31 protein-coding genes and 1 pseudogene are annotated in these 26,486 nt (G+C 40.4%); 22 read left to right on the top strand and 10 right to left on the bottom strand.

Annotation, left to right across the window (positions count from 1 at the left end):
• Positions 1-2 precede the first annotated feature (2 nt).
• The 10 genes and pseudogenes from CDZ94_RS07615 to CDZ94_RS07570 all read left to right on the top strand — a co-directional run bounded on the left by CDZ94_RS07615 (position 3) and on the right by CDZ94_RS07570 (position 7,260).
• Positions 3-260, top strand: a complete 258-nt coding sequence (locus CDZ94_RS07615) for a hypothetical protein (RefSeq protein ID WP_096440650.1) — start codon at positions 3-5, stop codon at positions 258-260.
• Complete coding sequence (locus tag CDZ94_RS07610; protein WP_096435902.1) at positions 257-1,456, top strand: FtsK/SpoIIIE domain-containing protein; 1,200 nt, start codon at positions 257-259, stop codon at positions 1,454-1,456. Before CDZ94_RS07615 ends, CDZ94_RS07610 begins: the two co-directional genes overlap by 4 nt.
• Positions 1,449-1,910, top strand: a complete 462-nt coding sequence (locus CDZ94_RS07605) for a hypothetical protein (RefSeq protein WP_096435901.1) — start codon at positions 1,449-1,451, stop codon at positions 1,908-1,910. Before CDZ94_RS07610 ends, CDZ94_RS07605 begins: the two co-directional genes overlap by 8 nt.
• A gap of 38 nt (positions 1,911-1,948) precedes the next feature.
• Positions 1,949-2,251: pseudogene (radC, locus tag CDZ94_RS07600) on the top strand (RadC family protein); the annotation flags it as partial.
• A 400-nt stretch (positions 2,252-2,651) separates the two neighbouring features.
• Entirely contained in the window at positions 2,652-3,692 is a 1,041-nt protein-coding gene (locus tag CDZ94_RS07595; protein WP_096435899.1) for a rod shape-determining protein, read from the top strand.
• Positions 3,693-3,705: 13 nt separating this feature from the next.
• A complete protein-coding gene (gene mreC, locus CDZ94_RS07590; protein ID WP_096435898.1) occupies positions 3,706-4,590 on the top strand; it encodes a rod shape-determining protein MreC in 885 nt (294 codons plus the stop codon).
• Complete coding sequence (gene mreD / locus CDZ94_RS07585; protein WP_096435897.1) at positions 4,590-5,111, top strand: rod shape-determining protein MreD; 522 nt, start codon at positions 4,590-4,592, stop codon at positions 5,109-5,111. The genes mreC and mreD overlap by 1 nt, the downstream gene beginning before the upstream one ends.
• Before the next feature lie 54 nt (positions 5,112-5,165).
• On the top strand, positions 5,166-5,858 hold the full coding sequence (minC, locus tag CDZ94_RS07580; RefSeq protein ID WP_096435896.1) for a septum site-determining protein MinC: 693 nt from the start codon (positions 5,166-5,168) through the stop codon (positions 5,856-5,858).
• Positions 5,859-5,952: 94 nt separating this feature from the next.
• The gene (gene minD / locus CDZ94_RS07575; protein ID WP_096435895.1) at positions 5,953-6,750 is read left to right on the top strand and encodes a septum site-determining protein MinD; all 798 of its coding nucleotides are present in this window, start codon (positions 5,953-5,955) and stop codon (positions 6,748-6,750) included.
• 210 nt (positions 6,751-6,960) lie between these two features.
• A complete protein-coding gene (locus CDZ94_RS07570) occupies positions 6,961-7,260 on the top strand; it encodes an SdpI family protein (RefSeq protein WP_096435894.1) in 300 nt (99 codons plus the stop codon).
• Between the two features lie 175 nt (positions 7,261-7,435).
• Here the strand turns inward: CDZ94_RS07570 and CDZ94_RS21655 are convergent, their stop codons facing one another.
• From CDZ94_RS21655 to CDZ94_RS07535, 7 genes are all read right to left on the bottom strand, one after another.
• Positions 7,436-7,918 carry a hypothetical protein gene (locus CDZ94_RS21655; RefSeq protein ID WP_096435893.1) on the bottom strand — a complete coding sequence of 161 codons (483 nt, stop codon included), beginning with the start codon at positions 7,916-7,918 and terminating at the stop codon, positions 7,436-7,438.
• The gene (locus CDZ94_RS07560; protein WP_096435892.1) at positions 7,915-8,928 is read right to left on the bottom strand and encodes a DUF3231 family protein; all 1,014 of its coding nucleotides are present in this window, start codon (positions 8,926-8,928) and stop codon (positions 7,915-7,917) included. The genes CDZ94_RS21655 and CDZ94_RS07560 overlap by 4 nt, the downstream gene beginning before the upstream one ends.
• 223 nt (positions 8,929-9,151) lie before the next feature.
• Positions 9,152-10,681 carry a spore germination protein gene (locus CDZ94_RS07555; protein WP_096435891.1) on the bottom strand — a complete coding sequence of 510 codons (1,530 nt, stop codon included), beginning with the start codon at positions 10,679-10,681 and terminating at the stop codon, positions 9,152-9,154.
• A gap of 32 nt (positions 10,682-10,713) precedes the next feature.
• Entirely contained in the window at positions 10,714-11,955 is a 1,242-nt protein-coding gene (locus tag CDZ94_RS07550; protein ID WP_096435890.1) for a Ger(x)C family spore germination protein, read from the bottom strand.
• Positions 11,952-13,103 carry a GerAB/ArcD/ProY family transporter gene (locus CDZ94_RS07545; protein ID WP_096435889.1) on the bottom strand — a complete coding sequence of 384 codons (1,152 nt, stop codon included), beginning with the start codon at positions 13,101-13,103 and terminating at the stop codon, positions 11,952-11,954. Before CDZ94_RS07545 ends, CDZ94_RS07550 begins: the two co-directional genes overlap by 4 nt.
• A 22-nt stretch (positions 13,104-13,125) precedes the next feature.
• Positions 13,126-14,277: a GerAB/ArcD/ProY family transporter gene (locus CDZ94_RS07540; RefSeq protein ID WP_245415711.1), complete on the bottom strand. Its 1,152-nt coding sequence runs from the start codon at positions 14,275-14,277 to the stop codon at positions 13,126-13,128.
• A 77-nt stretch (positions 14,278-14,354) separates the two neighbouring features.
• Positions 14,355-14,576, bottom strand: coding sequence for a hypothetical protein (locus tag CDZ94_RS07535; protein WP_096435888.1), 222 nt, complete (start codon positions 14,574-14,576; stop codon positions 14,355-14,357).
• Between the two features lie 641 nt (positions 14,577-15,217).
• Here CDZ94_RS07535 and CDZ94_RS07530 point away from each other — a divergent pair.
• From CDZ94_RS07530 to CDZ94_RS07515, 4 genes are all read left to right on the top strand, one after another.
• Positions 15,218-16,009, top strand: a complete 792-nt coding sequence (locus CDZ94_RS07530) for a helix-turn-helix domain-containing protein (protein ID WP_198520913.1) — start codon at positions 15,218-15,220, stop codon at positions 16,007-16,009.
• Positions 16,010-16,098: 89 nt separating this feature from the next.
• A complete protein-coding gene (locus tag CDZ94_RS07525) occupies positions 16,099-16,464 on the top strand; it encodes a nuclear transport factor 2 family protein (RefSeq protein WP_157911704.1) in 366 nt (121 codons plus the stop codon).
• 243 nt (positions 16,465-16,707) lie between these two features.
• Positions 16,708-17,325, top strand: coding sequence for a dihydrofolate reductase family protein (locus CDZ94_RS07520; RefSeq protein ID WP_096435885.1), 618 nt, complete (start codon positions 16,708-16,710; stop codon positions 17,323-17,325).
• A gap of 165 nt (positions 17,326-17,490) precedes the next feature.
• Complete coding sequence (locus CDZ94_RS07515; protein ID WP_096435884.1) at positions 17,491-17,916, top strand: VOC family protein; 426 nt, start codon at positions 17,491-17,493, stop codon at positions 17,914-17,916.
• A 326-nt stretch (positions 17,917-18,242) separates the two neighbouring features.
• On the opposite strand, the gene CDZ94_RS21225 is transcribed toward CDZ94_RS07515, so the two are convergent.
• The 3 genes from CDZ94_RS21225 to CDZ94_RS07510 all read right to left on the bottom strand — a co-directional run bounded on the left by CDZ94_RS21225 (position 18,243) and on the right by CDZ94_RS07510 (position 19,367).
• Complete coding sequence (locus CDZ94_RS21225) at positions 18,243-18,407, bottom strand: hypothetical protein (RefSeq protein ID WP_157812140.1); 165 nt, start codon at positions 18,405-18,407, stop codon at positions 18,243-18,245.
• Positions 18,408-18,574: 167 nt separating this feature from the next.
• On the bottom strand, positions 18,575-18,736 hold the full coding sequence (locus CDZ94_RS21525; RefSeq protein ID WP_198546699.1) for a hypothetical protein: 162 nt from the start codon (positions 18,734-18,736) through the stop codon (positions 18,575-18,577).
• Positions 18,737-18,755: 19 nt separating this feature from the next.
• Positions 18,756-19,367, bottom strand: a complete 612-nt coding sequence (locus CDZ94_RS07510; protein WP_096440646.1) for a spore coat protein — start codon at positions 19,365-19,367, stop codon at positions 18,756-18,758.
• A gap of 257 nt (positions 19,368-19,624) precedes the next feature.
• Between CDZ94_RS07510 and CDZ94_RS07505 the strand changes: the two genes are divergently transcribed.
• The 8 genes from CDZ94_RS07505 (at position 19,625) to CDZ94_RS07470 (ending at position 26,422) form a co-directional block, all read left to right on the top strand.
• Positions 19,625-20,329, top strand: a complete 705-nt coding sequence (locus tag CDZ94_RS07505; RefSeq protein WP_096435883.1) for a sigma-70 family RNA polymerase sigma factor — start codon at positions 19,625-19,627, stop codon at positions 20,327-20,329.
• A gap of 23 nt (positions 20,330-20,352) precedes the next feature.
• A complete protein-coding gene (clpP, locus tag CDZ94_RS07500; RefSeq protein ID WP_096435882.1) occupies positions 20,353-20,937 on the top strand; it encodes an ATP-dependent Clp endopeptidase proteolytic subunit ClpP in 585 nt (194 codons plus the stop codon).
• A gap of 286 nt (positions 20,938-21,223) precedes the next feature.
• Positions 21,224-21,760 (top strand): TetR/AcrR family transcriptional regulator, encoded by a 537-nt coding sequence (locus CDZ94_RS07495; RefSeq protein WP_096435881.1) that lies wholly within the window; start codon positions 21,224-21,226, stop codon positions 21,758-21,760.
• A 246-nt stretch (positions 21,761-22,006) separates the two neighbouring features.
• Positions 22,007-22,900: a beta-keto acid cleavage family enzyme gene (locus CDZ94_RS07490; protein WP_096435880.1), complete on the top strand. Its 894-nt coding sequence runs from the start codon at positions 22,007-22,009 to the stop codon at positions 22,898-22,900.
• Positions 22,900-23,868 (top strand): L-carnitine dehydrogenase, encoded by a 969-nt coding sequence (locus CDZ94_RS07485; RefSeq protein ID WP_096435879.1) that lies wholly within the window; start codon positions 22,900-22,902, stop codon positions 23,866-23,868. Before CDZ94_RS07490 ends, CDZ94_RS07485 begins: the two co-directional genes overlap by 1 nt.
• A 23-nt stretch (positions 23,869-23,891) precedes the next feature.
• Positions 23,892-24,362, top strand: coding sequence for a thioesterase family protein (locus CDZ94_RS07480; RefSeq protein WP_096435878.1), 471 nt, complete (start codon positions 23,892-23,894; stop codon positions 24,360-24,362).
• A 33-nt stretch (positions 24,363-24,395) separates the two neighbouring features.
• Positions 24,396-25,595: a quaternary amine ABC transporter ATP-binding protein gene (locus CDZ94_RS07475; RefSeq protein WP_096435877.1), complete on the top strand. Its 1,200-nt coding sequence runs from the start codon at positions 24,396-24,398 to the stop codon at positions 25,593-25,595.
• A complete protein-coding gene (locus CDZ94_RS07470) occupies positions 25,592-26,422 on the top strand; it encodes an ABC transporter permease (RefSeq protein ID WP_096435876.1) in 831 nt (276 codons plus the stop codon). Before CDZ94_RS07475 ends, CDZ94_RS07470 begins: the two co-directional genes overlap by 4 nt.
• The last annotated feature ends 64 nt before the right edge of the window (positions 26,423-26,486 follow it).

Raw genomic sequence — 26,486 nt, 5'->3', positions numbered from 1 at the left:
TGATGAGTGAAAACAAATGGGTACGATCAATCAGTTTTAATAAAACAAATCCAAAAGACATTGAACGCCTTAGATTGATCGGGAAGAAGTCATTTTCACGCTTTATCAAGAAGCTTTTAGATGATGAGATCAAACGTCAAGCGGTCATACCATCCGCTCATACCAAACCCGCTACACCACAGCAACGAACGAAGGTAAAGCCAGTAGTAACTAAAAAAGAGGTACGACCAAAACTGAACCCAATGTTGAGAGAAAAATGATCTTTGAAGTTTTGGTAGCTGGGGCAGTGTGGGCTAGTGCGGAGTACATGAAGAGTGGCGGGGGTGACAAACAAAAACTTGATAGGATATTTAGAAAATGCGGACTGTACGTTAAATACAACCAAAAAGAAGATACGCCTAAATTTATTAGGGCGAAAAAGATCAAAGGCGGTAATGAGTACGTATACCTCATCCCGGAGGGGCTAGGATTTAAGGACTTCGAAAAGAAAAGAGAAGTGATTGAGGATAGCTTAAACAGTATTAAGTCAGATTTATCCATCGACGATCTGAAAGACTTTGATATTAAGGGGGATTACATGAAGCAACTGAAGTCCCTCACAAAGAATAAAAACAAAAGAAAAGAAGTCCAAATGAGTTATGACAAGACATTAAATGTGAAGGTTTACCGCGAACCATTAACCGATGATCTCCCCTACAAAAACGAGTTTAAAGGATGGAAAGTGCCGATAGGTGTCACAAGGTCCGAATCTATCCAACATGACTTTGAAAAAATCATGCACATGGTTGTGGCCGGGACAACAAGATACGGTAAATCTGTCTTTTTGAAAAACGTCATAACAACGTTGCTGCAGAATCAGTCCAAAAACGTATCCTTTACACTCATCGATCTAAAGGGTGGATTAACGTTTAGTCGTTTTGAAGATTGCTCGCAAGTCCAATGTGTAGTCAGTGAGCCAGAAACGTCTCTTGAAGCCCTAGAACAAATTAGCGATCAAATGAATGAAGTGATGGACTATATAAAGAAAGGAAAATTTGAAAACGTACAGGAGGCAGGAATCAAGAACCGTCACTTTATCATTGTAGACGAAGGGGCAGAGCTTGCGCCGGGCATTGAAAAGGATAAGGAGTTTAGAGCCATTAAAAACAAGTGTGAGACAGTCCTCTCTCGTATAGCAAGGATAGGAGGGGCGCTAGGTTATCGGTTGATTTATGCCACACAGACACCGTACAGCGAAGTATTAAACCACAACATTAAACAAAACTGTGATGCAAAGTTGTGCTTTAAGCTACAGACGGATAAAGCTTCAGAAGTCGTCCTTGGAGAAGGGATAACCGATGCAGCACACCTGCCTTTCATTAAAGGGCGCGCCGTTTACCTCACTGATCGAAAACACATTGTCCAAACACCCATGATTGAGAACGACTATATTAAGGGAGTGATTGAGGATGTTTAATAAAAAGATCTGTACCGTAGGCACCATTTCCGACTTCGTCTCCCATGATCCGTACACTGAGATAAAACGAGAGGTTAAACATTTTAATAAGAAAGCAAAAGAAAAAGGGTTGCGAGCATCATTGACGACACTCACAACCGGGGCAATCGCAATTGCTGTTACAAATACGATGGTTACTAATCATGCTTATGCACAAAATCCAGCGACAGAATACGTAAAAGGAGCGGCAAAGGACAAAATTATAGAGGCTTTTTCACCGCTTGTGGATATGATTCAGGCTCTTAGTTATCCAGTTGCATTAGTAATGCTAACAGGTGGAGCACTCATGTTTATGATCAATCAAAAAGAACGAGGGTTAAGTATGATACAGCATGCAAGTTTGGGATATATATTAGTACAACTGATGCCGCTATTTATGGAGTTGTTGGTGGGAATCGGAAATACGGTGTCTTAAACAAACGCACGTTCTCATATTTTGGGGTTTGTATCAAGTACATATGTATGTATCTAAACACCAAGAATCAAGTTGTTTACAAACAAACGGTTTTTATCGGAAGCTTAAATGCCTCGATCGTACATCCAAGAGAGGTCTACAAAGAGGCTTTTCGCTATTCCGCTGCTTCTATTGTTTGTCTTCATAATCATCCAAGTGGCGATGCTTCGCCGAGCCGTGAAGATATTGAAGTTACAAAGCGTCTTGTTGAATGCGGGAGAGTGTTAGGGATAGAAGTTTTAGATCATGTCATTATCGGTGATCAGCAGTTTATTTCGCTAAAGGAAAAAGGGTACGTGTAAGTATGTGGCCATAAAGTTCAAGGAAGCGCCACCCCCGGCACCGGAACGTATGCTTTTAATACGTGAGGAGTGGAAAAGTAAGATGACGGAAAAAATTCGAAAGCTATTTTCCCGGACTTTTTGAACATCCTCTTAAAAGCATTTAATATCGTTTGGCAAAGCCTAAGTTTCCATGTTAAAGTGACCGTGGGAACTTAGGCTTAAATGAGGATTTTTAATAAGGTGAATGAAAATGCTACTCAAGACGGAAGTTTTTGAGTATAATTAACGGTGTGAGTTTTGTTAGGCTATTGAAACTTATAATGAGATAGAAATGATAATATACGTACGCTAAAGACTTCCGCCATGATCGATTCAATTTTTAGTGAAGTTTTTTTATAGATGAAGGGAGATTACATAGATGTTTGGTGGTTTTTCAAAAGATTTAGGAATTGATTTAGGTACAGCGAACACACTTGTTTACGTAAAAGGTAAAGGTGTTATTGTTCGTGAGCCTTCTGTTGTTGCGATGCGTTCTGATGCAGGTACGATCGAAGCAGTCGGGAATGACGCGAAAAATATGATCGGTCGTACCCCTGGAAATATTGTTGCAATCCGACCTATGAAGGATGGCGTAATTGCTGATTTTGATACTACTGCGACAATGATGAAATATTTTATTAAACAAGCGCTAAAACACCGTTCCATTTTTACAAGAAAGCCTAATGTGATGGTATGTGTACCGTCTGGAATTACGGCAGTTGAAAAAAGAGCGGTGGAAGACGCCACAAAACAAGCGGGTGCGCGCGAAGCCTATACCATTGAGGAACCTTTTGCAGCAGCGATTGGTGCGGACTTGCCTGTATGGGAACCGACTGGAAGTATGATCGTAGATATTGGAGGAGGAACGACTGAAGTTGCAATTATTTCGCTAGGTGGAATTGTAACAAGCCAATCGATCCGAGTTGCAGGTGACGAAATGGATGATGACATCGTCCAATACGTAAAGAAAACGTATAATTTAATGATCGGTGAACGTACAGCGGAAGCAATCAAGTTTGAGATTGGTTCAGCAGGGCCTCCGGAAGGCGTGGAGGACATGGAAATCCGCGGCCGCGACCTCGTTAGCGGCTTGCCTAAAACGATTTCGATTACCGCAGAAGAAATTTCCAAAGCGTTAGAGGATACAGTATCTAATATCGTGCAGGCTGTTAAAGATACATTAGAACAATCTCCACCAGAATTAGCTGCAGACATTATGGACCGTGGTATAGTAATGACCGGTGGAGGCGCATTATTACGTAATCTCGACCGTGTCTTAAGTGAGGAAACAAACATGCCGGTATTAGTAGCAGAAGAACCATTGGACTGTGTAGCTATAGGAACGGGAAGAGCGTTAGAAAATCTTCACTTATTCCGCTCGAAAGCGGGAATCACCGTTCGATCAAATAGGAAAGGGTAAGTAGGTGTCCTGAATGGCCCCATTTTTTTCAAACAAGCGTTTAATTGTGTTGCTTGTTTGCATCATTGTGTTAGTTGCACTGATCGGGTATTCTATGAGCGATAAACGTTCGATGTCTTTACCTGAACAGGTCGTCAATGACAGCGTTGGTTGGGTTCAATCCGCTTTTTCAAGACCCGCTCACTTTGTAGCGGGCTTCTTTGAGAACATCAATGACATGCGAACAATCTACGAAGAAAATAAAATATTAAAGTCACACTTGGATGATTACGCTTCTTTGCAAGTTGAACTATCTGAATTAAGACGTCACAATGAAGAGCTCCAGGATTCTTTAGATTTGCGGGAAGACCCGGATTTGTATGACTACTCTATTCGATCTGCTTTAGTCATTAGCCGCTCTCCTGATCGTTGGACTGAGTACATTGGACTCAATAAAGGTTCTCAGCATGGTGTTGAAGCAGATATGGCAGTGATGACTTCACAAGGTTTAATCGGGAAAGTACAAAGCGTTTCTCAATTTACATCAACTGTTCAACTTTTATCGGATCAGGATCGCGCAAATCGTATTTCAGCCATGGCAAACGGAGATGATCCGATTTACGGTTTTATCGAGGGAATAAATGAGGAAACAGGCTATTTGCAATTTACTAAAATTGATATTGATGAAGATCTAGAAGAAGGCATGACGGTCGTTACTTCAGGTTTAGGAGGGGTATTCCCAAGTGAACTTGTTATTGGAGAAATTGTAGAGTATGAAACAGATGAATTCGGGTTAACACAACAGGCATCCGTTAAGCCTTCAGCAGACCTTGATCAATTGAACTACGTAATGGTCATAGAACGAGGGGCTGCTCAGCTTGAATCAGAAATCGACCCGGAAAACGAGGAAGATAACTGATGATCCGCTACTCGATTTTTTTAGGGTTGTTGCTGTTGTTTGTGCTCGAAGGGACAGTTTTTCAAATATTTGCACCTGATTTGTACGGATTTTCCTACCTGTTGATTCCTCGCTGGGTATTAGCGGTCCTTGTTTTTGTCGGCATTCTTCAAGGACGAGGTATCGCGCTTTTTTACGCCATTGGATTTGGTATTTTATACGACTTTATATACGCACCTTTACTCGGTGTTTATACGTTTGGAATGGCACTTGTCGTTTATTTCGTTTCGTTTACCATTCCATTCATTCAAAAAAATCTAGGGATGTCTATTTCACTTGCGTTGCTGGCTATCGTCGGGCTCGAGTATTTTGTCTACGGCATTTATACTTTGATGGGCCTCGCCAGTCAGCCTCATGAACTATTTTTCTATGAGCGTTTGTTACCAACGTTTGTATTTAATGGTTTGCTTCTTATAATTGCTGGATACCATTTGAAAAAGTGGATTCTTTATGTCGTAAAACGAAGGCTCGAGGAAGTGTAACAGACAGACTTTATTATGCGTGTTCAACATTCAACGTTCTGAGGTGAAAAGATCATGGTACAAAAGCAGACCAAGCCACAAAATGTCATAATAAAAGGAACAAAAGACGGCTTAACATTTGTCTTAAATGATCAGTGCGCCTTTGAAGATTTGTTGGGAGAACTGTCTGATAAACTATCGGAGCGTCCACAGCCACAGGAGATGGACCAAAATCCTCTTGTGCGGATCAAATTGGTTTCAGGCAAGCGATACTTGGAACAAGAACAAATCGATCAATTGCAGTCACAATTAAGCGAACAAATTCATGCCGTCATCGATAGCATCGAAACGGATGTGGTCACAAAAGTTGAAGCTGAGAAAATGCGCTTGGATAACCAAGTTACGAGACTAGCAAAAGTTATCCGATCCGGACAGGTGATCGAAGTTCGGGGGGACCTTTTACTCATTGGAGATGTTAACCCAGGCGGAACCGTGAAAGCTTCAGGAAACATTTACGTATTAGGAGCTTTGCGGGGGATTGCTCATGCAGGTACGCTTGACAATAAAGAGGCGATTATTTGTGCTTCTAAAATGGCTCCCTCACAATTACGGATCGCCGATGTGATTCGCAGACCACCAGAAAGAGAATCAGAAGAGTCACAGGATATGGAATGTGCCTTTGTAAATCACGAGGGCGAAATGGTTCTAGACCGCTTGCAAAAAATCAGTCAAGTTCGTCCAACGATTACAGATGAATTACTAGGATAGATCGAAAGTAATGAATTATCCGTTCGCATTAGAGAATTTCATGATAAAATAAAGATAAGTGGATAATTATTGCTGGGAGAAAGGGGAGAACAACGTGGGAGAAGCCATCGTCGTAACTTCTGGAAAAGGCGGTGTCGGTAAAACGACAACCACTGCCAATATTGGGACAGCATTAGCGCTGTCCGGAAAAAAAGTTTGCTTGGTGGATACAGATATCGGACTTCGAAACCTGGATGTTGTCATGGGACTTGAAAACCGGATTATTTATGACCTTGTTGATGTAATAGAAGGGCGCTGCCGATTGCAGCAAGCGCTCATTAAAGATAAACGTTTTGAATGTCTGTCGTTACTTCCTGCAGCTCAGACAAAGGACAAGTCCGCAGTAGAACCTAAGCAAATGGAGAAACTTGTGGAGGAGTTAAAACAGGACTACGACTACGTGTTAATTGACTGCCCTGCTGGTATCGAACAAGGATTTAAAAACGCCATTGCCGGCGCTGACCAGGCAATTGTTGTCACAACACCCGAGGTATCATCTGTTCGAGATGCTGATCGTATTATCGGACTATTAGAAAAGGAGAGTACCTCTTCACCAAAACTCGTTGTCAACAGAATTCGTACACATATGATGAAAACCGGTGAAGCTATCGATGTAGATGAAATTGTATCTATTCTGGCCGTAGATCTTTTAGGCATTGTTGCAGATGACGATGATGTCATTAAAGCCTCCAATTCCGGAGAACCAATTGCCATGGATCCAAAAAGTAGAGCATCGCTTGCTTACCGTAACATTTCTCGCAGAATAAACGGAGAATCCGTTCCATTAATGTCTCTAGAAGATGACAAAGGGATGTTCAAAAAAATGAAAAAGTTTTTTGGTATGAGAGCTTAATGAATTAGTAGATACTACACCGCAGCGAGCAGTCGCTGCGGTGTTTTTTTGATTGGAATGAACGATTAGGTAGACTAGTTGTACTACTTAAACTGAATTCAGAAAGGATGACGTTTAATTAGTAAAATAAGGATATTAATTTGTGCTAAAATTGTAATAAGTACTGCTGGTTGAATCGAATGTTAATCGAAAATAATATGGGGGATATTCATGTTTGCAAATTCATTTTTAGGAACGATCATTTTGATAGCTGGACTCGTGCTATTTACTTTTCCACCCAAAAAAATTAATAGCTTTTACGGATATAGAACTGGTCAGTCTATGGACAATTTGAGGAGTTGGACTTTTGCCAATAAACTTAGTAGCAGGCTGCTTATCCTTAGTGGAGCCATTCTCATTCTCGTAGAAACTGTTACCGGTAACTTTATCGTTACACTCGTTTTGAGTTTTGTCTTTTTAATTTTGATATTTATTTTAGTAGAAAGGAAGCTTAAGAGAATGAACGAATAATTGGGAATGTTGTAAAATAGAAATAGTTGGGTTCAGGAAGAGCTGATAAGTCGACGTTAGATTGACAGGGAAAATCTAACGCCACATATTTTTTCACCTGGACACATTTTTTCTTGGAACCCAGATTTTGTCGATATCTCGAAGAACGAGGATGTAGGACACCAAGCCTGATGTATTATCCAAACCTCGTTCGATTTAGTATCCACTGTAATAAAAATCCGATGACTAACCCGGGGATCAAAAATAGCATAGGCAACCATATGGGTCCTAATAAAACTCCAAATAGTGTCAAGCGAGAGGAGTAAATAAGACCGACCGTTACGGAATAAGCAGAAAAGGCAAATGGGAGAAAAGAGTAGGGTGATTTTCCTCCTCCTGCGTCTCTATAAGCATCCCATATTGCAAACATATAAAGGCAGGGATAAAACATTAGCCACTGATAATTGGTTTGATGTATGGCTGAATGTATTTCCCCAAGGAAACTTAAGATAATGACTTTATTGAAGTTCGATTGTATGTTAATCAAAAATTCTAGAAAAATAAATACAATCCCTTTGATCAGTTTTCCGTTTAATATTTGACCAAACCCTGGTAAGGCAATGCTCCAAAATAATTTCTCAATCGGTTGATCCTTGCTTATTGTCTCTTTTAAAGTCATTTCTTAACATTGGCTAATTTGTCCCTATCAGGTGCTTGTGGTGGTTTTTCGAGCCAACCGTTCTCAATCATAATATTCGCTCCATCTTCCGCAAATTGTGTAATCTCTGCCATCAACCGAGTATAATGAGCCCCCAAATCACGCCTAGAACTGGTACCAAGTGTCGCACCATAACGCCCTAGTCCTGTCGCAATTAATGATGTAATATGGAACATCATCAGTTTATCGGAAAATGGAGAAACTGTTGAATCAGTTGGTTCGGCATCCCATTTACTTGCTGGAGGTAAGTCATCTTCACTTAAAAGGGACCCAAATATTTCAACATGCTTTGCTGAAATTTGTTTTCCTCTTGTCATAAAATTACGAACCTCTTGTGATGAAGCGACCTGACTAAATCCTGTTATTAATGCTTTACCTAATATATTTTGAGTCATATTAAAATAAACACCCGATATTTCAATGACATTCAAAGGTCTACGATCTCCAAACCAGCCGGTTAAAAAGCTCTGCTTTTGAACATACTCAACCTGTTTCGGTTTAGGTATGTGTGGAGGCCTTGTAAACGCTCCCTTTGATAACATGAGTTCTGTTGCTTTGTTAAATAGCTGTGTCTGTTCATTTAGACAATTAGAAAAATATTGGCATTGGTCTAATCGAGCAGAATTGGCCAAGGCAAATCCATAACCTTCAATTCCGATTTTTCCTAAGTTTTGAATGTATGTCAGATAGAACTGATCTGTAAACAGAGGAGGGGCTTGCATATTAAGGTTCGTACTTTCGTCAAATCCATCGGGGATCGGAAGCTGTTCTTCGTTAAACATGGTTGTTAATTGTTGAACGTGAGATTGAGATATTTGTAAAGCAAACTTTAAAACGTCAATAACTTCCGAGTCTTGAATATGTGCTAGAGCATGCTTAATCACGCAAATAATCATCGTATCATTGTGGTAAGCAGTCCATAGATTTGCAACTTCTGCAGATGTTAAATCAATATTGTGGTTTGTTTGCAAGAATCTTCCCTCCAAGTTTTAGTGTAGTATGGGAAACGGATATGTATAGAATATCTTTTACTCTTTGTAGGTAAATATTCAAATTTTTATATTATTGAGCTCTTAGGATATATCTGGACCATCATTAGTCGCAGTTGTTAGCCTAGTTCTAAATAAAACATGGAGGATTCCATTCTACCGGATCAAATGCTTGCTGCTACCCTACCAAGGAACGCTTTCTTAACTATACTTGTTTTTGGTGATCTTTATCTTTCGGTTCCAATGGGCGAGATTTCATAACCGACATCGGGGCACGGAATACGACATCAAGCCAATCTAATAAATGGAATGGAGCAAAAGGTGAGAGATAATAGCTCCCGAAACTGCGCAGTCCGACAAGGTGGATATTGATACATATATATACGAGAATCATTCCGTACAGACCGAGTGTTGCCGCAGCTAACATCATGATAAACCGTATAATACGAAAAGCGATACTTACATTATACGACGGAAGAGCGAAAGAGGAGATGGCCGTTAGAGCGACGATAATGACCATAATTGGACTGACGATACCAGCTCGAACCGCGGCTTCTCCAATGATTAATCCTCCAACGATCCCGATCGTAGAGCCGACGATACGCGGCAGACGAACTCCTGCTTCACGAAGCAGCTCTAATGCAATTTCCATAATAATCGCTTCTACAAAGGATGGAAAAGGCACCCCTTCACGAGCTGCAGCAATTGAGAGCCCCAACTGTGTAGGAATCATTCCTTGATGGAATGATACAACGGCTATGTATAAAGCTGGAAGAAATATAGATATAAATGCCGCACCGTAACGCAAAAGACGGATCAATGAACCAATAAACCAATTTTCGTAGTAGTCTTCGGGAGATTTTAGAAGCTCTTGAAATGTTACAGGAGTAATTAGCGCAAAAGGTGTGCCATCGAGTAAAATAATCACTTTGCCATCCATTAGAGCACGAACGACTTTATCCGGCCTTTCCGTATACAAAAACTGTGGAAATACTGTAAATACATAATCCTGCATGAGCTGCTCTAAAACGCCAGTTTCCGGTACGATGTCTGTTTCAATACAAGCCAGTCGGTAGCGTACTTCCTCCACCAAATCGTTTTTGCAGATACCTTTCATATAAATGACGGCGAACTGACTTTTGGACCGACGACCGATTTCACCTAATTGAACCGTAATATTTGGATCTTTAATTCGAGTACGTAACAATGAAATATTTGTTTGTATGGCTTCGATAAAGCCGTCTCTTGGTCCTCGTACTAAGACTTCGGTTTCAGGCTCTTCAATGCCCCGTTTCTCATATTGTCGTGTATCCATTGTTATAAGCTTGTCAACCCCATCGACAACAAGCAAAGCATCACCGGACATAAATGGAAGTAATGCGTCATCAAATGAATTATGTTTAGATACGGATATGACGGATAGGACTTTCTCGTTTATAATAGTAGGAAGGTCATTTGTATTAGAGCCTTTGATTTTTTCTTCGGCAAGATGGATCAGAGGTTTAAGCACATCTTCTTCTATCGTGTCCTCATCACTCAATCCTTCAATATAAAAAAGTCCAGCCGAAATACGATTGCCAATGGTGAATTCACGAAGGGTAATATCATCGCTTTCTCCGACAATGTTTTGAACAGAATCAATGGTTTCTTGTAGATGCTGTGAGAGGTGGAGGTCATATTCATCTTCTTTTCGGACTTCATTTGAATTTAATTTGTTGAAAAGCTTCTTTAGCATCGACTTTCACCTCTTTTAGCATTTATCCTGTGTCAATCCAAATTTTCTTGAAGCATATAATGTCGTAACTTTACCGTAGCGTTTACAGTAACCTCTGCTTGTTGAAATGGCCCATCTTGTTCTCCCCAAGATTCTCGGATTTCTTCCCAATAATCATATTCTTTATATTTAACCTGTTCAATAAAGTCAAATACATCGGCATGAAACTCCTGTTGACTTTTTTCAATAACGTCCTTGGCTTGCTTTTCGATTTTGTCTTCAATCTCAGCTTCAAGCAAATGAAGGGTTTCTTGGTCATCAATACTTACACCATGAAGCCAGCTTTCTACTAGCATACCCTCAGCTTTAATTTCAATATTGAAAGTATCCTGACCATCTTTACGTTTATAATCTACTACTGTATCCATTTCATCTGTTTCAAAAACGATGTACGACTCTTCTCCGAGCTCCTCCCGGTCAACTTTTACGTTCAGTACGCCGTTTTCAGCTTCTCCTACTACCCAGTTATACCCTTTGATGTCATTTTCTCCAAGCCATCCGATCATTTTATTATCGGTGCCACGAATAACAGCTGCTCCAGTTAAGACGTAATCGCCGTCGTTTTTACCGGTTGTAATACGTGGAATAATATAGCTACGTTTGCCGATGAGCCGTTCGGATATTTCACCAATTTCTCGGTTTCTAGCCATTTGTAGTACACGGGGGTCATTTTCTGTCAACCTTTCGATGAACAAAGAAGGTACATCTTCAAGCGGAATAGGCTTCTCTAAAACGGACTTCGCTTCATCCGCGGAAATGAAGACATGGGTACGTCGGCGCATTTCATGATCTCGAATATAAAAGTCAATTAAATGAACGAGCATCCCTTGACGGGCAAGCTCTTCATTAATGACGACAACTTTTAAATGCTCATAGTTGAATGAACGACTCATTTTTGCAGCAGCTCTACGCCCAGCGTCCATATTCGTCATATTTGTGGAAACGACATTATGATAAGGTTGACCGCCTCCTGCTCCTCCGTCGTTTCCTGTCTCGGCGAGAAGGTCCGGAATCGCGATTTGATGTGAGGCACGAAATAAGCGCATATGATGCTCATTTGGCAAGCTTTCTCCTATTTCCTGTTCAATTTGAGCTTTCATTTGCTCTTCGTTTTCCACGGGGTCAAAGGCAACCCCCATTACAAATCCGATCTCTTCAATCTCCGTACGATCCCAGCATCCGAATAAAAGGAAAGTAAAGCTTAGGAGTGACAATGTACGTACGATCCGTTTCATAACGTGTGCTGCTCCTTTACTTTGTTTGCTGCTCTTTTTCGCCACCAAACGGTAATGTAACCAATAAAGAGACCGCCAATCAAAATAGACAAAGCTAGAATGCCGAGCCAATCCCCGAGTTGAAATGTTTCAATTATTGATTCCGGAATAAAAGCAATAATGATGGAGATAAAAACAATTACCGGTGTCAGCAACCGGTCTTTTGTTTGCTTCCCATACTTCGGGGCAGACTGAGAAAAAAATTGATCTTTCAAAATATGGGTAGTGAGCAGCTGAGCGATTATCATTGTTGTGAATAAAGACATTGTCCAGACGATGATCATCATCGATTCAATGCGCTCAAAGAAACCGCCTGGAATTTCGATTACCTTGGCTAATTCGACTGTAGCAAATGTGATCACTTTTGCTTCATCTACACTGAATATGAAATATGTAAACAGAGTGACCAGGATATAAGCGAGAGTGGCTCCTGCAACGGCTGTATTTAAAGGCCAAGCACGCAGTTTATCCGCTCTCATATGCGCCATGAGCAACATCAAGATCTCACTCCCAACTAGTACAATGAACACATCTGGAAAAGCTTTTAAAACATGAAGAATCCCTTTTGGAGCAACCGGGCGGATTTGGTCAAGTGAAGCCTGTCCTATATTAAACAAGAAAATGAATAATAAAACGAACAAAATAATAGGGAGGAATAGCACATTGATATGAATAATACCAGATAGCCCTTTTGTTACTGCATAGCTTGTAACTAGGAGAACGCTTGCGATAATCACAGCAGGAGGAGTTCGGCCTAACACATACATGTCCAGTACGATGTATAACATACGTGCTTCCCATCCGAGTATCGTGACAAAGTAAACTATAAATGAAGCACCGAATATAAAAGCCCACCATTTTCCGACCTTACCTTGCCTTAAGTATTGCAAGAACGTACGCCCCGGAAAGTGTTTTTGAAGATTTACGTATAGAAAAGTGAGCACCATCGTAGGAAAGCCAGCAGCGAGGAGTGTTAACCACCCGTCGGGTGTATCCAACGTATTCGCAAGCGCTCCTGGGAGAGTTAAAATACCAACCCCGATTAAATAAGCAATTAAAGTAATACTTATTTCTAGAGGAGAGATCATATACTTTTCTTGGTTATTCATGGTATCTACCCCATTGATTTCATTATGCTTTGTCCTGCCAAGAATATGTGTTGATGGAATCTTTTTTTCTCCACCAGACAGTAAAATATCCGACGATCACGCCACCAAGAAATAGTGACATTCCCAATGTGCCAATCCAATCACCGAATTGAAACGTTTCGGTAATCGATTCAGGAATGAATGTAATTATGATGGCGAAAAAAACAATGATAGCTGTTAACCACTTTCCTTCTTTGTCCATTGGACTATTTATGTTACTTTTGGAAAAAAACTGATCATTCACTATGTGGACTGCCAACAGCTGAGAAATGGCTATTGTATTGAAAATTGCCATTGTCCAAACGGTGATCATCATCGATTCAACACGTTCAAAGAAACCACCAGGAATTTCAATTTCTTTTGCTAGTTCGACCGTACCAAAGGTGACTACCTTCGATTCATCCATACTAAATACAAAATATGTGAATATGGTAACTAGCAAATAAGATAGCATAATAATCGCAATTCCAATGTTTAAAGGCCATGTGGACAGCTTGTCTTCTTTCATAAACGCCATAAAAAAAAACAAAATCTCAATCCCTATGAAAGCAAGAACTACATCTGGTATTCCTTTCAAAATATGAACGAACCCCTTTGGAGCCACAGGGAGAAGAGGGGCCAATTCAAAGTTTTGTACATTAAACGTAATGATTCCCATTAATACAAATAAAATGATCGGGCTAAACAATACATTTAGATGGATAATCCCAGAGATACCCTTACTCACAGCATAGCTTGTCACAAGAAAAATGCTTGCTACGATTATATATGAAGGTGTGCGATCCAAAAGATACAGGTCGAAAACGATTTCCAATACACGTGCTTCAAATCCGAGTATCGTGACAAAGTAGACAATAAAAAGAACGGAGAAAATAAAAGCCCACCACTTCCCTAGTGTCCCTTGCCTCAAGAATTGTAGAAACGTGTGTCCGGGAAAGTGTTTTTGCAAATTTACATATATAAAGGTCAGTACCATGATCATAAGGCCAGCTATGATAATGGAAATCCAACCATCAGCAGTATCCAATGTATCAGCTAAAACCCCCGGCATAGTCAAAACACCAACACCAATAATAAAAGCGATTAAGGAGAAGCTCATTTCCAGAGGGGAAATGACGTATTTATTTTTATTCATAATGCACCTCCCTACAGCTATCAAATGTCTGTTAATGTCCATTTCTGATTTTTTAAAGTGAACGAGTACTTTCTGTGTTACTCTCCAGTTGACTCTCGATTTTTTTTCTGCTTTTCTATTAACTCTTTACGTTTTTGCTGGTTATGATCGTACATCCACGGTTGCAGGGTGATTCGGACTAACCACTCATAGATATATTGACTTACAATAATGAGCAGCGCGGTAAATAGTGCGGTCCAAAACACTTCACGTTGAGGCATAAACCCCATAATACGGTCGATCCATTCCCCTGTCCCCACGGTCCGTTCACCTCATGTTAGATTTGACTTTGTTTCATTATGCACTGTCTTGAAAGATTTATTCGTAGAAAACAAGACACTCAGTGGGAGAGTTCCCACTGAGTGTCTTGTTTTACTTTATGGCTAGTGGAACCATAATGGCATAAGTCCCTCAGGAGCTTCCCGTCGCAAATGACATCATCGATCCTGATATAAATTAAATGGCAAATACGATAAACCCAGGCACATTTCCTTCCATCACTTCAACGATGTAGATAGCAGTTCCCATTTCATTTAATACGTTACCAAGTCCCCATGCTAAAACTAAAGTGATCGCAACTACATCATGTTTTCAAAAATCGGTCCGATAATGAGTGGTGCTCCCAAATCATAAAAGAACACATAGGGCGTCCTTGCGACATCATGAATACGCCAGAAAACAATCCGGTAAGTAAGGAAATGATCACATTTTTTGTTAATAAAGCCATGATAATAGCAATAATCGGTGGTAGAGTGAAATGTTTGATTGCATTTAAAGGAACACTTGTTCTATAATTGAAAAAGAGAGTTGGATTATTCTAAATATTAAAGTGGAGCTTTTTGGTTTAATATTTATGATTAAGCAGTATGTCCATGTTGAATAGGAGGTTTACGAAGCAATGATGGACCGTTATTCAGAAATAGACGAAGTAATCGCGTATATTCATCAGCATCTTCACGAACCGCTTCCTCTTGCCAAATTGGCCCGTTACATATCTTACAGTCCGTATCATTTCACACGTATTTTTAAAGAAAGAATTGGTCTTTCACCCCATTATTATGTTTCTTCTCTAAGGTTACAAAAAGCAAAGGATTTATTATTGAACACGAATTTGAATGTCCGAGATATCGGGTTGGAGATCGGACAACAAAGCCTCGGAACCTTTACTACCCGATTTAGCGAGCGTGTTGGCGTGACGCCGTCTGAATTTCGCAACTCGTCATTACAAGCGAATGATCACTTGCGTTCATTGAAAATGCTTAACGAATGGCCTATACCCGAACCTTCAATAACTCAGCATGGCAAAATAGAAGGGACGATAAAATCGGAGACTCCATTTGATGGAGTTATTCTAATCGGCTTATTTACCAAACCAATTCCTGAGGGACTTCCCCTCTACGGAACACTACTTTCTTCGTTAGGAGAGTTTTGTTTTACAGGCGTCAAACCGGGAACTTATTACTTGATGGCTACATCCATCTCTTGGGGGATGCATACCATAGATATTTTACTTCCTCAGTCCACATTACGCGCAAGATTAAAGGATCCTATTGTAGTGGAACCCTGTTCAATCGTTCCCCACCAGCAAATTACGCTTCATGGTCCACGTCTAAACGATCCACCTATTTTGGTATCACTTCCACTGTTGATGAATAATTTTCTCAGTCAGGTTCTCCAAGATCGCAATCGATAAGAAATCACCTTAAAGGTACCATGCTAGAATAAGAATACTAAAATTCATAAAAGGCAATAAACTCTTGCCTGAGAAAAGGAGAAATGATGATGTCAAAGAACAAAGAATTCTTTGGAAAAATCAATGAAGCCTTTGCGAATGGTGATATTGATTTCATCGTAGATAATGTTACGGAAGACATTCAATGGATTATGGTAGGGATGTCCGCTATTCATGGAAAAGGTGAGTTTATCAAAGCGATGGAAATGATGGAGCCCGAAAAGGTCATTGAATATACGACCACCAACATGATTGTTCACGGGAATACTGCTGCGATAGAAGGTAAGATGAAAATGATGGATAAATCTGGAGTGGCTAAGTCGTATGGTTTTTGCGATATTTATCGACTAGATAAATTTACGAACGGTAAAGTTCAAGAAATGACATCTTATGCTATTGAATTAGATAAACATTAAAATGCTAATCATTTTGTCATTTTAAAATAAGGCTCTGTTAAAGTTTCGTGTTGTTATCAAAGAAGTTAACACTGAAGTGTTGTGTGGTGAGCGAAGGTGGCGACTCCATCGGGAACAGCTCGAGCCGTTCCCGCGAGCGAATCACAATACCAACAACGGGCTTTAACAAAGCCTAAATATCCCCTTCCACCAACTACCTAAACCATCTAGAAATAGGGGAAGTGGGAAAAGGAGAGAGTTTTTATGGGAAAAGTATGTTTAGATATCTCGATGTCACTGGATGGTTTTATCGCTGGTCCAAACGATGGTCCTAAAAACCCCTTGGGTGACGACGGGGAGCGGATCCATAAGTGGGTGTATGAGTTGGAAAGCTGGCGTAAACACCACGGTCTCACTGGAGGTAAGGCTAATAAGGATGCTGAAATTGTAGAAGAGTCATTAGCTAATACTGGCGCAATTGTGATGGGCAAACGGATGTTCAATAATGGAGAGAAGTATTGGGGTGATACTCCTCCTTTTCACATGCCGGTATTTGTACTGACTCATGAACCACGAGACAAAGAAATAAAGGAAGGAGGGACAACGTTTACTTTCGTGACTGATGGTATTGAAAGCGCTATTAACCAAGCAAAAGCAGTTGCCGGTGATAAAGATGTCTCCGTAGCAGGTGGAGCGAATGTGGTTCAACAGTACATTAAAGCTGGAAAGATTGATGAAGTACAGATTCACCTCGTACCTGTTCTGCTTGGGGAGGGTATTCGGTTATTCGAGCATTTAGGCAAGAATCATATTGAACTGGAAAAATCGAGGGTGATAGAGTCACCTGATGTGACGCATCTCAAATTCCGCGTAGTAGAGTGATGGGGGGAGAAGCCAAATGAGAAAAGTAATTGTATCGATGTTTTGACAGTTTAAAGGTTTTGGATACGAAAACATTCCGTTCAGGCGTTACTGTTCTGCACTATGAACCGTAGGAAAAGAAAAAGGACCTACTAAACAAAAAATTCTAAAAAAGAGGTGTTTGTGATGATTTTAAGTATTTACCCTTATTTAATTACAAATGGGAATGGACATGAGGCTATTGAATTTTATGAAAAGGCATTAGATGCCAAAGTTGAAGGGGTACAAACTTTCGGAGAATTACCTGAAAACCCGGGGTTCACAGTCCCTGCTGAAGCGAAGGAACTCATACTTAATGCACACTTAAAAGTTGGAAATACAGATCTCATGATATCAGATACAATGCCAGGTCAGCCCCATCAAGTTGGCTCACATATAACTATAGCAGTTTCGGTGAACGATGTGGAAAAATCAAAAGAAGTATTCAGAAAACTACTAGATGGAGGGACAGAAGTGATGCCACTTCAAGAAACTTTCTGGAGTCCATCATATGGTCAAGTAACAGATAAATATGGCGTAACGTGGCACGTTTCGACACACCTTGATGGGTAAAGTTATTTCTTCAATTGTAGGTTCATTAGATTGCTTGGTAATGTATGCTACTTCAACAGATGGCAACCGTTTAGTTAACCTGTAATCTCACCAAGTAGATCAGAGTGTCCTTTTGAGAGTTCATAAAGCATAAAATTGACATGGTAAGGGTAGGCAGATTGGGGGAGGAAATCAGGGGCGTGTTTTACTATCATGACTTTGTGTACATCTTTAACAAGGTGCGTTTCCATGTTTAATCGATTTACCGTGTATCATCATTTTCAGGTTCAAAAGGGAAGAACAGCCTACCCATAAGTAAGCTGTTCAAAAAACTCCGATACGGTTAACTAATCTCTCATCTGGTTAAATGCTCTTTGGGCTGACTGCATCATATCGTTATTGCCGCGATTGTTACGCCCTCTTGTCAGGCCGTATGCAGCAGCGCCTACTCCTAATCCTACTAATGACAGCATGAGAGCATTTCCATTATTGTTTCGTCTTCTGCCAAACATGTCAACATCTCCTTATCGGTTGTGTTTGTTTGAACGACGAACTCGATTAGCAAATTCGTCAGCGGAGAAACCTTTGTTGAAATAACAAATTGTTATTTCAAACATTCTTTAATATTCGATTTTTCTTCTTAAATTAAACAAGGGTCTTGTTTCCAAATCGCTGCATGTTAACTCGGATCGTATTCATCATTCACTAAGCGAGTGACCTTGGTCGAGTCTCCATGTTCTACCTCAGATTGAGTAGCATCTTCACCGTAGGAATCTTCTTCATCGTTCGTTGGTGCTACTTTATGATCAAGAGTAGAAGGTTTTTCTTTCTTCTTTTCCATTTCATTCATCCTCCTTTCATTAGTTTAAAGGCGGGTGTGGAGCGGGGACATGGCTTTGAAGCATTTGGGTCATATCTTGTTCGGCTAGCTGAGGTACTTGGTAATATCCGTGCTTATTTTGATATAGGAAAACTTCGTAGCTCATCTCGATAAGGTTCGGAACACTGTCTCCTATTACTCTTCGTAAGACGGGGTTAGTCATTTCAAGTGCGGTCATCGCCATTGTAGATGCTAATCCTTTCACTTGTCCGAGCATAAAAGAGGAAATATGATCATCTGAAAGCTCATTAATGGACTGGATCGGCTTTGCTGGTTGGCTAGGCTGTAGACCATACATCACGTCATTACTTTGTGTCATGTTATAAACTTTGGTCGATTGTGATGGTTTTTGTCCTGTCTGATAGCTTTCAACGACAGTATTATATAGCTCAGTCATAAAGCTCGTTTGCCGGTTTAAAATATCCTTTAATTCAGGGTCTTGAATATGCTGGGTATACATTTGATACTGATCAAGTAAACCAGTAACACCTCCAATAACTTCATGAGCATCAAAGAGTTCATGTCCTCCGTGGCTCATATTAGGCGGCATGTTTGCGGATAGCTGCGTTCCATTTTGTTGTTGCTGATTCATTGAATTTTGGTTCTGCAAGGTTTTCACTCCTATTATATATAAGCATTCTGTTTTATTCTTTCACTTCAAGTAAAAAACATGTGTCACAAAAAGGGGGAAGCTAAAGAAAAAAATTAGGCAAAATAACATTTAGTAAATAATATACATAATGTTCAAGATGTACTTACACGACTTTTAAAATAATTATTTCATACCCATATCTTTTTTACTTGTTCATTCGTTATAAGAGTGAGAGGTACTTTAAGGAGTGAGGATTTATGTATGTCAAGTCTGGGCTAAAGGTGTATGATCGAAACTCTACAAATGATCAGTGGGAAGAACTGTATTTAAAATTAAGTCGTTATTGCTATTCTCTATCGCAAAATAAATGGGATGGAGAAGAGTTGGCTCAAGAATCAATGTTCAAAGCTTTAAAATATTATCGTCATAAAACAGAATTGAACGCTGCTTTGCTAAATAAAATCGCCCGTAACTTGTGGGTGGATACGATTCGAAAGCAAAGTAAGGAAACGATCACCACGGTTCCCGAAACAATGGATACAAAGGACAAGGGCATGGAAAGAGTCCGAAGTGTGATTGAAGATCTTGTCTCTAAGTTAACACCCAAACAGTTGGTTATTTTCACGTTAACAGAAGCTTTTCAGTATAAAAATACTGAAGTTGCCGACGCTCTTGGGATGACAGAGACGGCTGTAAAAGGGATTTTAAATCGTACGAGATCGAAGTTGAAAAAGCTCTCGAATGAGGGGACCCTTCCTGCTGTTCAAAGTTATTGGACAGAGGAGCTTCAAGATGAAGTGACTACAGTTCTTTGTCATGCGGTCCATGTCCAGGATCCGGCCTTACTTTTTAAACTCATCCCAAAAATCATCTTTCCAGTTTCGACACCTAAGTTGGTTTTCCGTACGAAAATTGGGCGCTCGCATTCCTCTCCTTCCAGCTACCTCTCAATAGCTGCATAATAACGAATGTGGGAGGAAATAAAATGAATACGATTCCTTATGTCATTGAACAATCTAGTCGCGGTGAACGCTCCTATGATATCTATTCAAGACTTTTAAAAGACCGGATTGTCATGGTTAGCGATGAAATTAACGATCATATGGCAAATAGTATTGTTGCACAATTGTTGTTTTTAGCAGCAGATGATCCGGAAAAAGACATCTCCCTATACATCAATAGCCCTGGCGGATCAACTTCTGCGGGGTTTGCCATTTATGATACGATGCAATATATTAAACCCGACATCACAACCATATGTACTGGAATCGCGGCCTCATTTGGAGCAATGCTGCTGCTTGCAGGGACGAAGGGAAAACGGTACGCCTTACCAAATAGCGAAGTGATGATTCATCAACCGCTTGGCGGAGCCCGTGGTCAAGCAACGGACTTGGAGATTTCGGCTAAACGAATAGTAAAGCTTCGCGAACATTTAAATGAAATCATTGCTGCGCAAACAGGTCAACCTCTTGAAAAGGTAGCTGTGGATACAGATCGAGACTATTTCTTAAGTGCACAAGAAGCAAAAGAGTATGGGATCATTGATGAGATTATTGAATCGAAAGGTTAGTGAACGAACTCTTAATTACCAAAGAAAATTTGCCTTCTCCTTAGGGAGAGGGCCTGTTTTTGTTATCCATAAGGAGACATAGAAAACGAATAGCCAACAATTTTTTTTCTTAGAAATACAGTTGACTTTTTTAAATAACGACTACATGATGGAAAGAAATAGAATACTTATAAAGAGAGTCACGATAAGTAGTGATCTCTTATCAGAAATGCTGATAGATCATCTGAGATTTTTTGTACATACAACGGGATCACTAAGCGCAAATTTTACATAAAGGGAGATTTTAATGGGCAGAGTGTCGAGGAAGGTAGAGATTTTACATGCGGCATCTAAAATTGTAAGTGAAAGAGGGATCTTTAACCTAACGCTTGAAGCGGTAGCGGAAGAAGCTGGGATTAGTAAGGGTGGGCTTTTATATCATTATCCGTCAAAGGAAGCATTGGTTAAAGGAATGGTCACTCATTTAGCAGACAATTACAGAGAAAAAATCGCGACGAATGCTGAAAATGCCACAGAAGATAAAGGAAAGTGGTCACGCGCCTATTTGGATGTCACATTTAATCAAACGTATCAAACAAAAAGTATGAACTCGGGATTATTAGCAGCAAAGGCCGTAAATACAGAGTTATTAGAGCCGATTCGTGAACTGTATGCTGATTGGCAACATGAGATTGAAAATGATGGGATTGACCCGGTAAAGGCTACGATCATTCGGTTAGCGACTGACGGAATCTGGTTGTCTGAACTGTTTGATGTTTATCACATTGAAGAGGATAAGAAAGAGCAGGTTTATAAAAGGTTAATGGAATGGGCGAATGAATAGAAGAGGTCTTTTAGATAAAAACACTATCAAATGTGATGGTGTTTTTTTAATATTGGCTAAAACCTTTGATATCAGTCTTCATTAAAGATATTATCCTTGTTTGATCTAAAAAATCAGTGAATATCCCTTGAAACTATACCGTCTGGATGGTATGTTTTTAATTGTGCTTAGTTAACCGTCTGTACGGTACAGTAAAAATGAAAAAAGTAAATCTTAATCTAAAATAACGAACGAGGAGGAGACAACATGAAAAATAAAGTATTATTAACAGCAGCCGTTACTGGTGCAGGAGAAACGACAGGGAAAAGTTCCCACGTCCCAGTAACACCAAAAGAGATCGCAGAATCGGCGATTGAATCAGCGAAAGCAGGAGCAACTGTCGCTCACGTCCATGCTCGCGACCCAAAAACAGGAGGCATTAGTCATAACGTCGATCACTACCGAGAGATTGTTGATCGTATTCGTGAATCTGAAACAGATGTCGTCATTAACATTACAGCTGGCGGTGGTGGTGACTTCATTCCGAGTCTTGATACGCCAGCGGCCGGTGGAGATGGAACGGACATTCAAACACCTGAAGAACGCCATAAGCCTGTTGGCGAATTGCTTCCTGAAATGTGTACCCTTGATTGCGGTAGTGTGAACTTTGGTGACATGATTTACATGAGTCCTACTGATTGGCTACGAAAGCAAGCGAAGCTCATCCAAGAGAGTGGCGTAAAGCCCGAACTCGAATGCTTTGATACAGGGCATATTCGTTTTGCTAAACAGCTCGTTGATGAAGGGCTCGTTGATGGAGATCCATTGTTCCAATTTTGTTTAGGGATTCCTTGGGGTGCAGATGCAGATGTTGAAACGATGCTATATATGAAAAGTCGTCTTCCGGAAAATGCTCACTGGTCCGCATTCGGGATAGGTCGTATGCAAATGCCAATCGTTGCACAAGCAGCGATGTTAGGTGGAAATGTACGTGTTGGTTTAGAAGATAATATATACCTTAAAAAAGGCGTCCTTGCTCGTAATGATCAACTCGTTGACCATGCTGTAACAATGCTCGGCGGCAACGGAATCGAAGTAATGACCCCACAAGAAGCACGTGAACTGTACGGATTAAGAAACCCAAACGGAGGCGTTAAATAATGAGCCAACCTATAAAAGAGATTAAAAAGCTTACCGTTATTGGCACTGGAGTAATCGGAAACGGCTGGATCGCACGTTTTCTTGCACAAGGGTATGATGTTGTCGCGTTTGACCCAGCTGAAGGGGCGGAAGAAAGAACGCGTAAGGTTGTAGCTCATGCGTGGCCTTCCTTAGAAAAAATCGGCCTTGCAAAAGGAGCTTCACAGGATCGTTTATCGTTTGTTGAAACGATCGAAGCAGCTGTTGCTGACGCCGATTTGATTCAAGAAAATGTACCTGAACGTGAAGAACTGAAAAAAAGTGTGTTAGCAAGCATTGACCAATATGCAAAGTCTGATGCCATTATCGGTTCAAGTACATCGGGCATTATGCCGAGCACGTTGCAAGAAGGGCTAAACCATCCTGAGCGTGTAATCGTTGCACATCCATTTAACCCGGTTTACATCTTGCCACTTGTCGAGCTTGTTGGAGGAAATGAGACCGATTCAGCGGTCATTGAACAAGCGAACCAATTTTACCAATCTATACAAATGAAACCTTTGATCATTCGTAAAGAAATTGAAGGCCATGTTGCAGATCGGCTAATGGAGGCACTTTGGCGTGAGTCTTTACATTTAGTCAATGATGGTATTGCAACGACAGAAGAAGTCGATGCTGCGATTGTTTATGGCGCTGGACTGCGCTGGGCACAAATGGGACCATTTTTAACATTCCATTTAGCAGGCGGAGAACATGGAATGCGTCACATGTTAGAACAATTTGGTCCTGCGCTTAAACTCCCATGGACTAAATTAGAAGCACCAGAATTAACAGATGACCTCAAAGAAAAAGTCATTGAAGGCTGTGAAACACATGCTGGAGATGTATCAATTGCTGAGTTAGAGCAGAAGAGAAATGAATTTTTAGTTAAATTGCTTGATTTAGTGGAAGAGTATTGGCCTGAATCTAGAGGTGTCGTAACAAAATAGCGAGACAGAAAGAGGGGATAAAGATGTCATATAAACCGTTTTCCTTTCAAAATCATGTACAACAAGAATGGGTGGACTACAATGGCCACATGAATGACGCTGCTTATGCAACGGTGTTTAGTTTAGCTGTTGACGCGTTTATGGATCATATTGGACTTGATGCTAGTGCACGTGAAAGTCACCAATACACGATTTTTACGTTAGAGACACACCTTTGCTATTTACAAGAAGCTCACGAAGGTGAGCAGTTAAACGTAGAAATGCAGCTTCTTGATGATGACGCAAAACGTCTCCATGTCTTTTTTACGATGAAAAATACAAGTGGAGATGTCATTGCCACAAGTGAGCAAATGTTAATGGGGATGGATACATTACAGGAACGACCTGCTCCTTTCCCATCACCTATTGCAGCAGCCATTGAATCGATCCGCAGTGTACATGAACAATTAGAAACGCCGAAACAAGTAGGCAGGCGGATTGGGATCAAGCGATAAGAACATGAACATGTACTAAAAGAGGAGAGTTTTATGAATAAGATTGAAGTGAATAATTTGACGAAAATCTTTGGTTCCCATCCTCAGCAAGGACTTAAGCTGTTAAAGAATGGTGAACAAAAAGATGAAATTCTTGAAAAAACCGGGATGACAGTTGGTGTAAATCAAGCTTCTTTTTCCATACAACCTGGAGAATTTTTCGTGATCATGGGGCTATCAGGAAGCGGAAAATCGACGTTAATCAGACTCATTAATCGACTCATTGACCCTACTGATGGTGAAGTGCTCATTGATGGTGAAGACATTACGAAGATGGATAAATCCTCACTTATTGAAACGCGACGGAAGAAATTAGGGATGGTTTTTCAAAAGTTTGGATTGCTACCTCACCGAACCGTTTTAGCAAATGTCGCTTATGGCTTGGAAATCCAAGGAGTGGGGAAAGTAGAGCGTGAAGAAAAGGCACGAAAAACCATTGAAGATGTTGGGTTGAAAGGCTACGAAGGTAGCTATCCTGAGCAACTAAGTGGTGGGATGCAGCAACGTGTCGGCTTAGCTCGTGTGCTTGCCAATGATACTGACATTTTATTGATGGACGAAGCCTTCAGCGCATTAGATCCGTTAATCCGTAAAGAAATGCAAGATGAATTACTCAATCTTCAAAGAAAACTAGGTAAAACGATCATCTTTATTACGCATGACTTAGACGAATCATTAAAGCTTGGTGATCGCATTGCAATTATGAAAGACGGCCACATTGTTCAAGTCGGAACGTCTGAAGAAATTTTAGAAAATCCGGCGAATGAATATGTCTCGAATTTCGTAAAAGATGTTGACCGCTCTAAAGTACTAGAAGCCTCTCAAGTTATGAAAACACCAGAAGTGTTGATGACATTTAAAGATGGTCCGCGGGTAGCTATACGTAAAATGGAAGAGGTAGGTGCCTCAAGCATCTTTGTTGTCGATAAAGATAAAAACTTTAAAGGCTTGTTAACGATTGATGACGCAATAAAAGCCTATAAAAATTCAATCGCGCTCGATAAGTTTTTAATTAAAAACGTCCCTACGGCATCGCCTGATACATTGTTAAATAACCTCATTGGTATTGCAGTAGATGCAAAATATCCAATTGCCATAACGGAAAATGGTAGGTTACTAGGCATCATCTCTCGAGTTTCCATTTTATCAGGGCTAGCCCTTGGAAAAGAGAAAGATGAGGTGGCATCAGCATGAACTATTTCTACTTTCCATTAGAAGAGTGGACAAATAGCTTCGTAGATGGATGGCTGATCCCGGTCATGGGAGGATTCTTTGACGGCATGAGCAAGGTGCTTGGAGGATTTATTAATTTTGTGACAGATCTATTAATTATGACACCTCCTGAAATCATTGCGTTGATCCTCATTTTACTATCATGGAAAATTGCTGGTAGAAATGTCGCACTGTTTTCACTCATTGGTTGCCTTTATCTAGGTTCAGTAGACTTATGGCCGGCAGCGATGCAAACCATCGCGATTGTCATCGTATCTACATTTCTGTCGGTCCTTGTCGGGATCCCGTTAGGAATATTAGCCGCTACGAACAGTATGATGGATAAAATGGTACGACCGGCCTTAGACTTTATGCAAACGTTACCTAGTTTCGTATATTTAATCCCCGCGATTCTATTATTTGGTCTAGGTGGAGTGCCGGCAGTCATTGCAACTTTCGTGTTTGCAACACCACCAGCTGTTCGTATGACCGCATTAGGAATTAAGCAAGTACCGGCTGATGTGGTAGAAGCCTCTCGTGCTTTCGGTTCGACTTCACGTCAACTACTAGTGAAGGTTCAGCTTCCACTCGCATTACCTACGATTATGGCAGGAGTAAATCAAACGATCATGCTTGCGTTATCAATGGCAGTAATCGCATCGATGATTGGAGCACCTGGACTTGGTTCTACTGTTTTATCAGGTATTTCTACAGTTAATGTTGGCCTTGGATTAACAGGTGGTTTAGGAATTGTTGTGTTAGCGATCATTTTAGATAGAATTACGCAAGGCTTAGGAAAAAAAGTATAAGAAAAAACACGTTAGCTTTCGTCGAATGTTTAAAGTCTCAAGAATGTTTATCCTTTGAGACGAG

It is taken from the genome of Alteribacter populi, assembly GCF_002352765.1.
Classification (GTDB): domain Bacteria; phylum Bacillota; class Bacilli; order Bacillales; family Salisediminibacteriaceae; genus Alteribacter; species Alteribacter populi.
Note: the sequence above shows the minus strand (reverse complement) of the source record. Positions and strands in the feature narration are given on the sequence as shown.